This window comes from Micromonospora purpureochromogenes, assembly GCF_900091515.1.
Classification (GTDB): Bacteria; Actinomycetota; Actinomycetes; order Mycobacteriales; family Micromonosporaceae; genus Micromonospora; species Micromonospora purpureochromogenes.
This window is the reverse complement of the sequence record NZ_LT607410.1, coordinates 4,391,726-4,406,075: the sequence shown is the minus strand read 5'-3', so window position 1 is coordinate 4,406,075 and position 14,350 is coordinate 4,391,726. Positions and strand designations below refer to the sequence as shown.

Below are 14,350 nucleotides of genomic sequence, written 5' to 3'. Positions count from 1 at the left end.
TGTTGCAAACGGTACGGTGATCCGGGTTCGCGCCGGATCGGGCGGTGCACGGGGTAGGCGAGGGGAACGGCGTGATCGTTGCGGAGGCGTTGCGGAAGGACCTTCAGGGCCAGGTAAGACTCCTGGAGAAGGACTTGGTCGAGCAGGTGGGCACGACCGGGCCGATCTACAGCAAGCTCCGGGCAGAGTATGACGCCGCGTTCGAACTCAAGCGCACCGCGGCGACTTGGACCGTCTGGCGGGACGAGCGGATCACCCAGGCCGCCGTCGCCTGGATCCTGGGTACGGTTTTCGTCCGCTTTTGCGAGGACAACGGACTGTTCGGGCGGTCCTGCTTCCTGGCCGGGCCCACTAAGGAACGGGCAATCTGGGCCGAGGAATCTCAGGAAGAATACTTCCGGGTGAATCCGGCGGAGAACGATCGGCACTGGCTGCTGACTGCCTTCGACCACATCGGGCGTACTCAGGCCGGCAAGACGCTCTTCGATCCACAGCACAACGCCGCCTACCACTTGCCGGTCAGCCCCGATGCAGCCAAGGACCTGATCGCCTTCTGGCGCCGCACCAACGCCGAAGGCGTCCTGATCCACGACTTCACCGACGCGGAGTGGGGAACCCGCTTCCTCGGTGACCTGTATCAGAACCTCTCGGAGGCCACCCGCAAAACGTACGCCTTGCTGCAGACGCCCGAGTTCGTCGAGGAGTTCATCCTTGACCTGACTTTGACTCCGGCGGTCGGCGAATTCGGTCTGGACGCCGTCAAGATGATTGATCCGGCCTGCGGATCCGGTCACTTCGTCCTGGGCGCCTTCCACCGGCTCGTTGAGCAGTGGCGCGACACGACGACACGCGACGCTCACGAGATCGTCAAGCTCGCTCTCGAAGCGGTTCATGGCGTCGACATCAACCCGTTCGCGGTCGCCATTGCTCGCTTCCGCCTGCTGATCGCTGCCCTCAGGGAAGCCGGCTTCGTCGCCTTCGACGAGGTCACTCAGGTCGCCTTCCCCCTTAACCTTGCCATCGGCGATTCTCTGATTCGGGTCCGGCAACTGACGCTAACTGGAGCCACCGATGTAGAGAAGATGGCAGCCTTCAAGTATCTCGTTGAAGACCTGGACGAGCACCCTGAAATATTGCGCGATGGCCGCTATCACGTTGTTGTCGGCAATCCTCCCTACATTGCGCCGAAAGACAAGCGTCTGGCAAAGCTTTACGGTGAAACCTACCCCGATGTGTGCTCCGGCAGCTTCGCCTTATCTGTTCCCTTTGCTCAGTTGCTCTTCGAGTTGTCCAGGCGACCTGATTCTGATGGTCGTGGTTCTGGTTATGTTGGTCAGATTACGGCTAACTCTTTTATGAAGCGTGAGTTCGGTGAAGCGCTTGTCAAGAAGTTCCTGGCACGGCGAGTGGATTTGACGCATGTAATTGATACGTCTGGTGCGTTCATCCCTGGCCACGGGACGCCGACCATCATTCTTGTCGGTCGGTCGCGTCCTGCGAGGCTGGAGGCGACCGTTAGGACGGTCCGCAGTGTACGAGGGGAGCCAGGAGAGCCCTCGAATGCTCGCGACGGCTTCGTCTGGAAGGCCATCGAGGAACAGTACAACAGGCCGGGTTCGAGAAGTGCTTGGGTTAGCGTCGACGACCTTGAGAGGGCGCGCTACTTCGGCAGATTCCCATGGATCCTCCAAGATGGCGGTTTGGAGTTGGTAGAAGAGCTGGAATCGCGACGCGCGAAGCGCTTGTCTGCAGTAGCGAAGCGCGTCGGGTTCTACGGTGACACGCATGCTGATGATGTATTTACTTTGCCCACGCGTGGGCCGCTAGCTAAGGCTGTAGATGATCTCCGCGGCAAGATTTCTTATCGGGGAGATCACGTAAGGGACTGGTCTCGTACGGGGCAGGACTTCGTTGTGTTTCCGTACACTGAAGACAAGGAGTTGCTCGACTACGATCAGATTGGCTCATCACTCCTGCGCTATCTGTGGCCTTTCAGATGGGAGCTCTGGTGTCGGAGTGCGGGCAATGGTACTTATTTGCAGCGAGGGCGAAAGTGGTGGCAGTGGCACCAATTGCCCAGGGACCTCGGCTTGAGTCGAGATGCAATCGCCTTTGCTTTTGTGACAACTCATAACCATTTTATACTGGGCCGACCCGAGGAAGTGTTCAATAGGTCTGCGCCGATTGTGAGGTTGTCCGAGTCGGCTACCGTTGAAGAGCATTTGCAACTTTTGGGAATTCTAAATAGTTCGGCGGCATGTTTCTGGCTTAAGCAAGTCAGTCATGACAAGGGTATTCGTGGTGAGGGTGGCGGATTCACTCCTGATGACTGGGAGCGATTCTATGAGTTCACCGGGACGAAGCTGCAGGAGTTGCCGCTACCTCCGGCGTACCCATTGGGGCTGGCGACGGCGTTGGAGGAGAGCGCGAGGCGCCTGACAGCCCTGAGCCCCGCTGAGATCGCGAAAGAGGCGGTGCCAACCCGGGAGCGGCTGGCGGAAGCGCGTGAAGAATGGCTGGGGATCCGGGGGCGGATGATTGCGCTGCAGGAAGAGTTGGACTGGGAGGTCTACCGGCTCTATGGCCTGCTTGATGAGGCGCTGACCTGCGACGACGTGCCAGAGATCGAGCTAGGCGAGCGTGCCTTCGAGATCGTTCTGGCCCGCAAGATGGCCGCCGGCGAGGCGGAGACGCACTGGTTCGCGCGGCACGGGTCCAAGTCGATCACCCAGCTCCCCGAGCGCTGGTCGCCCGCCTACCGCGCTATTGTCGAGAAGCGGATTCACGTCATTGAGACGAATCGCTACCTGGCGCTGATCGAACGGCCAGAGTGCAAGCGGCGCTGGGGTCCTGAGGGCTGGGACAAGATGCAGGAGCACGCCCTGCGCGACTGGCTTCTCGACAAGTGTGAGCAGCGGGAACTCTGGTTCGAGTTCGACGAAAACGGCTTCGAGCAGCCGCGTCCGCTCTCCACCGCGCAGCTCGCCGACGAACTGCGCCGCGACACCGACTTCGTGTCCGTGGCGGAGATCTACGCGCCGGGCGTTGACCTTGCCAAGGTTGTTGCCGACCTGGTCGATACCGAGCACGTCCCATGCCTTGCAGCGCTGCGCTACAAGGACTCCGGCCTGGCCAAGCGGGCCGACTGGGAGGACGTTTGGGACCTCCAGCGGAAAGAGGATGCGGCTGAGGACGAGGAGGCGAAGCAGCGGATCCGCAAGATGATTCCACTGCTGCCGAAGTACGCACCGGCCGATTTCCGCAAACCGAGCTACTGGTCGAATCGCGGCAAGCTGGACGTGCCGAAGGAGCGGTTCATCTCCTACCCTCTCGCCGGGCGCGACGGTGACTCCTCAATGTTGATCGGTTGGGGCGGCTGGAATCACCTGCAGCAGACGCACGCACTGTCCCTGCTGGTGGTCCAGCGCGGCGACCACGACGGCTGGCCAGCCGACCGGCTCACCCCGCTGCTCGCCGGTCTTCGCGAGATCCTGCCTTGGGTGCGCCAGTGGCACGACGAGATTGATCCGTTGACCGGGGACCTGCCCGCCGACGAGTACGAGGGGTTCCTCGTCGAGCGGCTCGCCCGCTGGCACCTCACTGTGGAGGACCTGGCGGGTTGGCGTCCGCCGGCCGCCGTGCGGGGCCGGCGGAACACGCGTGGGTGAGCAGTCGCCGCCGGGGATCGAGTTCGTTCGCTGGACCGAGCGCCACGCGGTGGGGGACCTGCACGCTGTGCTGCGGCTGTGGGACTCGAATCGGCTGAAGCGCAGCGAGACGACGAGGCGGCCGGCGGCGGCCACGGTGGTCGCGGTGGCACGGGTGCTGTCCGCCGGTGACTTCTATTCCGACGAGCCAATCGGGGCGTTCGCCTAGCAGTTGCTGGTTCAGGCCGGCGACCTCGCCGAGCCGGGAGAGCCTGCTGCGGCGGCTGCCGACCTCGGCCAGGCGTGGCTCGTCGAGTGTGCGGACGCGGCGCTGACCAAGTTGATCAGCCACGACGGTAAGCTGCGAGGCTTTGTACACCGGTCGCGGAGCGGCATCTCGCCGCGCCCCTCGATCAGGAGCCGGCGTTCCGTCCGGCATTGGCCGCGCTCGCTTACGCTCGCCCGGCTTCAGCGTCACACTGACGGCGACCGGTACGGTGTCACCATGCCAGCGCAGAGCCAACCTCCCCTGCTCAAGGACTACATCGAGATCCCCGAGCCCTCTGCGACCAGTGATAGCGATTTTGTCCTGAAACTGTCCGACGGCGTGGAGAACGCCGAGCGGACTCTGGCGGAGTACGTCCTCCCGCCGTCGCTGGTGGCGAACTTCGACGAGGCGCTCAACCTGATCTCCAGTGCGCTGACGAGCGGCACCTCCCGGGCCGCCTATCTGCACGGTTCCTTCGGTGCCGGTAAGTCGCACTTCATGGCCGTGCTGCACGCGCTGCTGCGCAACGACCGCGCGGCCCGCAGCCGGCCGGAGTTCGCGCCGCTGCTGACCAAGCACGACTGGCTGGGCAAGCGAGACTTCCTGCTGGTGCCGTACCACATGCTCGGGGCACGTTCACTCGAGCAGAAGGTGCTCGGTGAGTACGTGCTGCGGGTACGGGAGTTGCGTCCTGACTGCGATCTTCCGGCTGTGCACCGCACCGATGCGCTGTTGGAGCAGAGCCGGCATCTGCGTGAGCAGATCGGTGATACGGCGTTCATCGCCGGCTTGCCCGGCGAGGGGGAGGAGGACGACTGGGAGGACGATCCGGTCAGTTCCTGGACACCTGCGGCGCTCGATGCAGCCTTCGCGGCGGCCCATGACGACGAGGCCCGGCGCAAGCTGGTCAGTGACCTGCTGAGCAGCTGGCAAAAGGGTTTCTTCCGCAACGCGTTGGAGGACGCGGAGGGCTTCGTCGCCCTGGACCGGGGCCTGACGGAGATCGCCCGCCATGCGAAAAGCCTTGGGTACGACGCCCTTGTGCTCTTCCTCGACGAACTGATCCTCTGGTTGGCCAACTCGATCGGCGACGAGCGGTTCGTGGCCCGCGAGGTACAGAAGATCACGAACTTCGTGGAGGGTTCGGATGCCCGCCGTCCGATCCCCGTGATCACGTTCATCGCCCGCCAGCGGGATTTGCGGGAACTCGTCGGTGAGGGGGTCACCGGGGCAACCGAGTTGGGTTTTCAGGATGCTCTGGACCTTGCCAAGGGCCGGTTCGACCGGATCACGCTGGAGGACCGCAATCTGCCGGAGATCACCCGCAAGCGGCTGTTGAAGCGGGTCGGCGGCGACGGCGGCCCGGCGGATCATGAGATCAACCGCAAGTTCGAGGAGGTGCAGCGGGTCCGGGCGGACGTCTGGGACACACTGCTCGGCGTCGACACCGGCAGCGGCGCCGACCTCGAGTCGTTCCGGCAGTCGTACCCGTTCAGCCCGGCCTTTCTTTCCACCCTCGTCTATGTCTCCAGCGCGCTGCAGCGGTCGCGGACGGCGCTTAAGCTGATGCGGCAGTTGCTGATGGAGCGCCGCGAGGAGTTGCGGCTCGGCCAGCTCATCCCGCTCGGTGACCTCTATGACGTGCTCAGCCGCGGCGGCGACCAGCCGTTCACAGAGAAGCTGAAGGCCGAGTTCGAGACCGCGCAGAAGCTGTACCAGGGCAAGCTGCGGCCCTACCTGCTGGAGACCAGCGGCGTTACCGACGAGGATCTGGAAGTGGTGCGGCTGGGCGGCCAGCTGCCACCGGACAAGAGCGTACGGATGCGAGCCTTTCAAGCCGACGACCGGCTGATCAAGACTCTCCTGCTATCTGCGCTCGCGCCGTCCGTCCCTGCCTTGCGGGACCTGACACCGCGCAAGCTATCGGCGCTCAACCACGGCAGCTTCGTCACTCGGATCTCCGGCAATGAGGTCGGCGTGGTCCAGGCCAAGTTGCAGCGCTGGGCCGAGCGATTCGGCGAGATCAAGGTCAGCGACGGTGACAACCCGTCGGTCCGCCTTGAACTGGTCGGCATCGACGTCGACAGCGTGATCAGCTCTGCCCGGCACTTCGACAGCCAGGGCTTCGGCGCCCGCAAGGCGATGGTGAAGCGGTTGCTCTGGGAAGAGCTCGGCGTCACTGTCACCGACCAGTACGTCGATCTGGCTCATGTCGTGTGGCGGGGCAGCAAGCGCTCGCTCGAGGTCGTCTTCGGCAACATCCGTGACAAGGCTGAGTTGCGCGATGAGAGCTTCCACCCGTTCACCGCGGACGCCTGGCGGCTGGTGATCGACTATCCGTTCGACGACAAGCTGTACCAGCCCACCGACGACCGGGCCCGGGTGGGCGAGATCGACTTTGCCGACCAGACGGTGTGCTGGATTCCGGCCACCCTGACCGGAAGCCGGCAGACCGACCTGGGCCGCCTGGTGATCCTGGATTCGCTGCTCAGCGGGCAACGCTTCGAGTCGCACGCCAAGCACCTGAGCGAGGACGACCGGCGACGTGCGCACGCGGCACTGACCAGCCAGCGTGACGCGCTCATGCTCGCGATGCGGGGCGTGCTGCGGCAGGCGTACGGTCTGGCCGCCAAGAAGTCGGCGGATGTGCTCACCACGTACGATGAACATCTGATCAACCTGGCTGGCGGCCCGCCGCTGACCTTGCCGGTCGGTGCCCGCTTGAACGACGCTCTGCGTAGCATCGCCGATCAGGTCCTGCAGCGGCAGTTCCCCGCGCATCCCGACTTCGACCCGGACCGCAAGGGCGAGGCGCTGAAGTCCGCTGAACTCCGCACCGTGTTTGACTGGGTGCGCCGAGCGGTCGAGGACAGCGACAACCGGGTCGAGGTGGAGCGCAAGGACCGGCAGGTCATGCGCCGGATCGCCAACCCGCTCCGGCTCGGCGAGATGCATGAGGCACCCTTTGTCCTTGGCCGGCACTGGGTCGAGCATTTCCACCGCAAAGCCGGACAGGAGGGCATCACCGGCGACCTGCCTGCCAAGCGACTCTTCGAGTGGCTCGACGACCCGCAACCGCAAGGCCTCGACCCGCTTGTCGCCCGGCTGGTGCTGGCCGTCTTTGCGGAGCAGACGGATCGGACCTGGATGCGGCACGGTGCCGTGCTCACCCCGCAGCCGGAGCTGAGTGCGATCACCGAGGACATGACCCTGCGCACCCCGGAGCGCCCGGAGGAGGAGGATTGGAAGAACGCTCGGGATCGGGCTATGCACCTGTTCGGGTTCATGCCGCCGGTGCTGCCCCGGGGCCGCCTCGTCGCGCTCTTCGTGCAGGACCTGTCGAAGCAGTCCCGCAACTATCGCAGCGCGGCACGTGACCTGGTCGACCTGCTGGAACGCCACCAGGAGCGGCTGGGGCTCGACACGCGCGCCACTACCGGGCGCCTGCACACCGCCCAGGTGGCCGCCGACCTACTCGACGGCCTCGATTCCCGACACAACAATGTGGAGATCGTGCGCCAGCTCGCCCACGCCGACCTGGGTGGCCCGGCCGAGCGGGTTGGCACGAGCATCCGCAGCGCCCGGGAGGTAAGCGGGGCGCTGAGCTTGACCGACTGGGACACCCTCGACCTGATCGCCGATCTGGATGAGCAGTGGCGCGCGGAAGCCGAGGAGATCTTCGCAGACCTTCGGCGGGCCGCGCAGGACGACGAGCTCACCACGCCGTTGATCCCGGTGCTGCGCCGGTGCCGCAGTCGGGCGACCGACCTGCTGCGCCGGACCACCAAACGCCAGAAGCCCATAGACCCGCCGCCGCTGCCTCCGCAGAAGTCGCTTCCCGCAGGTCGGGACCTGGTGCCGGCAGCAGACCTAGAGGACGCACTCGCCGAACTGCGCGCGGCCGTCCAGCAACACCCCAGGCAGCGGGTGGAGATCAACTGGCGGATTCTGCCGTGATGATCACCGACGGTGCTCCGCTGACGCTAACGGTCAATCCGGCCGCGCTGGCACAGCGGATTACCAAAATCTTGCAGGATCGGCCGTTGACGCCCGCGCCGATCATCCTAGTGGCAGCGGCTGCGCACTGGCCTTATGAACCGGTAATGGTCACCCGGACCGGCATCGAGTTCGAGGTGGTCGGGGCGGAGTCCGTACTGGCGATCTGGGAGCAGCTCGTCGCAAAGCGCACGATGCCCGCGGTGATCCTCACGCCGGTGCCGGAAGAGATGCTCGGCACCGGCCTGCTCAGCCGAGTCGTGCACCGGTCGGTGTTCCGGATGGAGCCGTGGGCCATCATCGCGGATTCCTTCGGCGCCCAGCGGATCGATCCTCGCTTGGCGGAGCTGCGCTGGGCCGGCCCGGCCCTCTTGGAGGCCACACCGGCGAAAGGTTGGCCGCCGCTGGCCGGGACGGTGCTGCAGCGCGACCTGGCGTTGCGTCATCTCACCGTCGAACGGCTCGGTCTGCGCCGCCTCAACGTCGAGCCGGATGATCTCGATGACGCGGTGCTGTTGCGGTGGAGCGCCCTGCCAACAGCTCGTCAGGACCTCGATCGGCTCACCGACGCCGAACGGTTCGGCCTACTGACCTGGCTCGGCGAGACGTTCGGTCCCACCGGCCGGATGCTCGGCCTGCTGGCCGAGACCGATCACATCGCCGATCTGCTGCCGCTCGGCCTGCTCTGTGCCACGCTCTGGGCTGACCCGAATAACGCGGACCAACGAGCTCAAGGACGTGTCGAACAGTACGCGGGTGCCGCGCACCTCGACCCGGCCGCGATGCGCGCCTACGGGGCGGCCGCGCAGGACATCACGATCGGCCTGTTCAACGGCAGCGACCGACCGCTCGCTGAGCGCGAGCTGACCCCGCAGCAGGTGCTGGAACGCGCCGAGGACCTGCTGACAATGTTCTCCGCGCATGCCGCCGCGGAGCACAGCAGCGTCCTCCCGACCGGCTTCGATCGCGCACTTGCCGCCGTCGCACATGCGTTGGATCAGGCACTGGGCGGTACGCAGGCCGCAGTGTCAACTGCCGAGGCAGCCGCTCAGCGGCTTGCCGGGCACATGTTGGCCGGACGCTACCGGCACCGCGTGCAACGGGCCGAGATGGCGGTCCGGCTCCTGCGGTGGCTCAACACCCCGCCGCGCTCCTTTGCCGACACCGGCGAGGCGATCGATGCGCAGATCGCCGAATGGTCTTGGGTCGACACTGCGCTTGAGCACGTATGGGCCGGCGACGACGCGCACACCGACCTTGCCCGGACCTACCGGGTGCTGGACGAGCGGGTGCGCGTACGGCGGAAAGCGTTGGACAGCGCCTTCGCTGAGGTTCTGGCGCGCTGGGTAAGACACCCTGCCGGGGCTTGGACCGTAGAGTCGATCCTCGGCAAGGTCGTCGAACCCGTGGTTCGTGACGGGGACCGCGGCGTGCTCCTGGTTGTCCTGGACGGGATGACTGCCGCAGCGGCCAACGAACTTACTGCGGAACTGACCGGCAACGGCTGGCAGGAGTACGACCCGGCAGGTGCACGGGCGGCCGGCGGAGCCCGTCGGCGCGGGGTGGTCTCCGGCATCCCGTCGGTTACGGCGGTTTCGCGTACCTCGCTGTTCACCGGATTGCTGCGGCGCGGCAACCAGGACGACGAGCGCGCCGCTTTCGAACAGCATCAGCTCTGGAATGGACGCACGGCTCGCCTCTTCCACAAGAACAACCTGTACGGGGACGCAGGGGGAGTGCTGAACGCCGACCTGGTCGCTGCGCTCAGCGAACCCGACACCATCGTCGGCGTCGTGATCAATACCATCGACGACGCTCTGGACCACGGCCGGGAGAGTGCTGACGCAGGCTGGCGGCTCAATCAACTGGGTGTCCTGCGTACGCTGCTCGAGCACGCGAGCTATCAAGGACGGGCGGTCATTCTGACCAGCGACCACGGGCACGTGCTGGAACGCGGCGGGCAGTTGCGCGCGTCAACGGACCCGGCCTCGGCCCGGCACCGGCTCGACGCCGCAGTTGCGAGCGACGGTGAGGTTGAGCTGAGCGGTCCCCGGGTGCTCGACGGCGACAATCGGATCGTGGCAATCTGGGACGAAGGTTTGCGGTACCTTCCCCGCCGGGCCGGCTATCACGGCGGCGCCTCGCTTGCCGAGGTGACCGTGCCAGTCATCGCACTGTTGCCGCTCGGAGCGACTGCGCCACCGGCCTGGCGTCCGCTCGGCACCCAGGAGCCGACCTGGTGGAACGCGTCTACCTCGCCGTCGCCGTCAGCCGAGCTGCCGCTCGCCGCGGTACCGGAAAAGGCACGTAAGCCAAGCCGCCGGGCGCACGAGCAGGGTGAGGCCCTCTTCGACCTCACCGCTTCCGAGCCCACGCAGGCGGCCCCCGACCTGGTGGAAGCGGTGCTTGCCTCGGAGATGTTCCGCGCCCAGCACGCACTCACCCCTCGCAAGGTGCCGATCGCCAAGGTTCGTGGTGCGCTTTCCGCGCTGTTGCGGGCGAACGGAACACTGCCGGTAGTCCTGGTGGCACAGGGTGCCGGCGAGACCGCCACACGGGCGGGCGGGTTCGTGACCACCCTGCAGCGGATCTTCAACGTGGACAACTTCGCCGTGCTGTCGATCATCGATGACGGGCGGACCGCTCGGCTCGACCTCGCCCTGCTGCGACAGCAGTTCGGTGTGTCGGGGAGCATCCGATGATTGCGGCGATCAGCACGGTACGCCGTCGCCAGGTAATCGACGCGCTGCGCCGTGGCGTCGTACCGGAGGCAGGTCTCGACCTGCTGGCGGTGGGCCTGGACCGGTTCGGCCCGGCGTTGCGCGAGGAGATCGACGCGGCCGCCGTCGGGGGCGCCGTCTTCAAGGCCGTTCGTGGTGAATACGGATCCGGCAAGACCTTCTTCGCACGCTGGCTTGCCGAACAGGCCAAAAGTGCCAACTTTGCCACGGCCGAGGTCCAGATCTCGGAAAACGAAACCCCGCTGCACCGGCTCGAGACCGTCTACCGCAGGGTCATCGAGCGGCTGTCCACTGCGACGTTCCCAGCCAGCGCCCTGCGCTCGATCATCGACGCCTGGTTCTACGCGCTGGAAGACGACGCGGCCGCCGCAGGCGACGTCGACCTGGAGGACCAGTCAGCCGTGGACACGGCCGTTGACCGGCTGCTGACCCAACGGCTTGCGGTGGTCGGCCGTACCGCTCCGATGTTCGCCACCGCCCTGCGCGGGTACCGGGCCGCGCTCGCCGCAGGTGACGCGGCCGGCGCCGATGCCGTGCTGGCCTGGCTCGGCGGTCAGCCACATGTGTCCGCCGTTGCCCGTAAGCATGCGGGCGTCCGTGGCGACCTCGATCATTTCGGCGCACTCGGCTTCCTGCAGGGCATGCTCGTTGTGCTGCGTGACTGCGGCTATCCGGGACTGCTGCTCGTGCTCGACGAGGTCGAGACGTTGCAACGAGTACGGTCTGACGCTCGCGACAAGGCACTCAACTCGCTGCGCCAACTCGTCGACGAGGTGCACTCGGGCCGTTTTCCCGGGCTGTACCTGGTCATCACGGGAACGCCAGCGTTTTTTGACGGACCGCAGGGGATCTCCCGACTCGCGCCTCTGGCCCAGCGGCTCGCCACCGACTTCCCGGACGACCCTCGCTTCGACAACCCCCGAGCGGTTCAGCTGCGCCTACCGGGATTCACGCTCGACTCGCTCACCGAACTCGGCGCTCGCGTACGTGACCTCTATGCAGACGGCTCGGAAGCCAAGGACCGGGTACTGCGGCTGGTGGACGACACGTACCTGGCCGACCTCGGCCGGGCCCTTGCCGGGGAGCTCGGCGGCAAGGTCGGCATCGTCCCGCGGCTCTTCCTGAAGAAGCTGGTCGCCGGTGTCCTCGACCCGGTGGAATTGCACCCCGACTTCGACCCGCGTCAGCACTTCAAACTCACCGTTTCAGGAACCGAGCTCACCGACATTGAACGCAATGCCATGCGCGCCAACGAGATCGAGCTTGACCTTTGACGACCGAACAGCTGCATCCGGTGCTGGTTCACCACATCGTCAACACGCTCGGTTGGCCCCGGCTCCGCGATCTGCAACGGCAGGCCATCGAACCACTGCTCACCGGGCAGGATGCGATCCTGCTGGCCGCAACGGCGAGCGGGAAAACCGAAGCAGCGATGTTCCCGCTGCTATCGCGGATGGCGGCTGAAGGCTGGACCGGCACCACCGTGCTCTACGTGTGCCCGCTCAAGGCGCTGCTCAACAATCTCACCCCGCGCCTGCACCGGTACGCCGAGTGGCTAGGGCGTCGTGCCGAACTCTGGCACGGCGACGTCACCGCCGCTACCCGCCGCCGGATCCTGGCGGACCGGCCGGACATCCTGCTGACCACACCGGAATCCCTCGAAGCAATGCTGGTTAGCGCGAACGTCGACCATCACATGTTCTTCCGCGACGTGCGCGCCCTCGTCGTCGACGAGGTGCATGCTTTCGCCGGCGACGATCGGGGCTGGCATCTGCTCGCAGTCACCGAACGACTGACCCGCATCACCGGCCGCCCGATCCAGCGGATCGGGTTGTCGGCCACCGTCGGAAACCCCGATGAGCTGCTGAGCTGGTTGCAGGGCTCGGGCTGGGGAACGCGTACCGGAGTGGTGGTCGCCCCATCGCCGGACATCTCGACTTCACGGAAAGTGCCACCCGGGGACATCGAGCTGGATTACGTCGGATCCCTACACAATGCTGCCAAGGTCATCGCGAGCCTGCACCGCGGCGAGAAACGACTGGTGTTCTGCGAGTCGAGGCAGCAGGTCGAGGAACTGGGTGCCCTGCTGCGCTCCGCCGGCGTCACCACGTTCCTGTCTCACGCTTCGTTGTCAACAGCGGAACGGCGGCGATCCGAGTTAGCGTTTGCTGAGGGCCGCGACTGTGTCGTCGTCTCCACCAGCACCCTGGAACTCGGCATCGACGTCGGCGACTTGGACCGGGTGATTCAGATCGACGCGCCGCAGACAGTCGCTGCCTTCCTGCAACGGCTAGGAAGAACCGGCCGCCGCGCCGACACGACACGCAACTGCCTGTTCCTCACTCTTGACGGCGCTTCACTGTTGCATGCTGCGGGACTGCTCACCTTGTGGTCTCGCGGTTGGGTTGAGCCGATCGTCGTGCCGCCCGAGCCGCGGCACATCGTCGCTCAACAGGTCCTCGCCTTGGCACTGCAAGAACACCGGGTCGGCGGCCAGACCTGGCCCGATTCGTGGAACGGTCTGGAACCGTTCACCGGGCGCTCCGCCGTCATCGTCCGGCACTTGGTGGAGCACGGCTACCTCGAGTCCGATGACGGGATGCTCTTCATCGGTGCGGAAGCGGAACTGCGCTTCGGCCGCCGGCATTTCATGGGAATGACCTCCGTGTTCACTGCGGCACCGGAATTCACAGTTCTGGCGGGGCGTACCGAATTGGGCAGGATCGACCCAAGCCTCCTCGTCGAGAAAGTCACCGGTCCCCGGCGGTTGCTTCTCGGCGGCCGCAGCTGGCAGGTGACCTACATCGACTGGACTCGCCGGCGCTGCTTCGTCGAACCGGTCGACAGCGGCGGTAAAGCACGTTGGACGGCTGGTGAGATCTCTGGCCTGTCGTTCACGCTGACGCAGGCCATGAGGCAGGTGCTACTCGGCGAACAGCCATCGGTGCAGATGACACGGCGAGCCGAAAGTCGTCTTGCTGAGCTTCGCGAAAGAGACGCTCATACTGTTGCCCGAAAGGGCACCGTCGTCACGCAAACGCCGTCCGGTGACCTGCGGTGGTGGACCTGGGCCGGATACCGGGCCAACGCCACGCTGGCCAGCACGCTGAGCCGCGTCGCGGATCCGGTACAGGACCATCGCGACACCTATCTACGGCTGCGCAGGGACGTCACACGCCAGGAATGGCTAGAAGGGCTTGCGGACGCCGCCGAGCATCCGAGCCTTCCGGATGTAAGTCCGAAGGCGCTAGCCGGCCTGAAGTTCAACAGCGCCCTGCCCGAGCGGCTGGCCATCGCAACTCTGGCGGCCCGGCTCGCGGATCTTCACGGTGCCGGGGCTTTAGTTAACGAGCCTTCGACTTTCACTTACATTCAGTGACCTACTCGTAGGGCGTTTAACCGGCGACCGACGGGACGACGCCCTCGGCGGGTAGGGCCTCCTGTCCTACGACCCAGACCCGCCTCCGGCAGCGGCCGGGGGCTATCCACCCCTGGACCCGGACCGCTCTGGATGGCCGATGAAGCACGGACACCTACCGCTCACCGACGACCGGCGAACTGCGCCCGCCAACTCAGGAAAAAGGTGGTGGTTCTCGCAGGCCCGGCGGTCGCGATGTCCGGGCTCCGGACAAGGTCTCCACAGAACCCAGGGCGGTTCACTCACCCCGGCCGTGCACCAGTTGGCACGCTTGGCCCGA

Annotated in this window: 6 protein-coding genes; all 6 read left to right on the top strand. The window is 65.8% G+C overall.

The features are described 5' to 3' along the window. The first annotated feature begins 71 nt into the window (after positions 1-71). The 6 genes from pglX to GA0074696_RS20325 all read left to right on the top strand — a co-directional run bounded on the left by pglX (position 72) and on the right by GA0074696_RS20325 (position 14,031). The gene (pglX, locus tag GA0074696_RS20350) at positions 72-3,668 is read left to right on the top strand and encodes a BREX-2 system adenine-specific DNA-methyltransferase PglX (RefSeq protein WP_088964690.1); all 3,597 of its coding nucleotides are present in this window, start codon (positions 72-74) and stop codon (positions 3,666-3,668) included. Next, positions 3,661-3,876: a hypothetical protein gene (locus GA0074696_RS20345; RefSeq protein ID WP_088962572.1), complete on the top strand. Its 216-nt coding sequence runs from the start codon at positions 3,661-3,663 to the stop codon at positions 3,874-3,876. Before pglX ends, GA0074696_RS20345 begins: the two co-directional genes overlap by 8 nt. Positions 3,877-4,152: 276 nt before the next feature. Beyond that, a complete protein-coding gene (locus GA0074696_RS20340; RefSeq protein WP_088962571.1) occupies positions 4,153-7,872 on the top strand; it encodes a phage resistance protein in 3,720 nt (1,239 codons plus the stop codon). Beyond that, on the top strand, positions 7,872-10,613 hold the full coding sequence (gene pglZ, locus GA0074696_RS20335; RefSeq protein ID WP_157746059.1) for a BREX-2 system phosphatase PglZ: 2,742 nt from the start codon (positions 7,872-7,874) through the stop codon (positions 10,611-10,613). Before GA0074696_RS20340 ends, pglZ begins: the two co-directional genes overlap by 1 nt. Next, positions 10,610-11,926 carry a BREX system ATP-binding protein BrxD gene (gene brxD, locus GA0074696_RS20330; protein WP_088962569.1) on the top strand — a complete coding sequence of 439 codons (1,317 nt, stop codon included), beginning with the start codon at positions 10,610-10,612 and terminating at the stop codon, positions 11,924-11,926. Before pglZ ends, brxD begins: the two co-directional genes overlap by 4 nt. Next, positions 11,923-14,031, top strand: coding sequence for a DEAD/DEAH box helicase (locus GA0074696_RS20325; RefSeq protein ID WP_088962568.1), 2,109 nt, complete (start codon positions 11,923-11,925; stop codon positions 14,029-14,031). The genes brxD and GA0074696_RS20325 overlap by 4 nt, the downstream gene beginning before the upstream one ends. The last annotated feature ends 319 nt before the right edge of the window (positions 14,032-14,350 follow it).

What these genes read in the sequence shown, in the direction of transcription:
- brxD (WP_088962569.1), top strand. Translation starts at nt 10,610, where the DNA reads ATGATTGCGGCGATCAGCACGGTACGCCGTCGCCAGGTAATCGACGCG.
- pglZ (WP_157746059.1), top strand. Translation starts at nt 7,872, where the DNA reads ATGATCACCGACGGTGCTCCGCTGACGCTAACGGTCAATCCGGCCGCG.
- GA0074696_RS20340 (WP_088962571.1), top strand. Translation starts at nt 4,153, where the DNA reads ATGCCAGCGCAGAGCCAACCTCCCCTGCTCAAGGACTACATCGAGATC.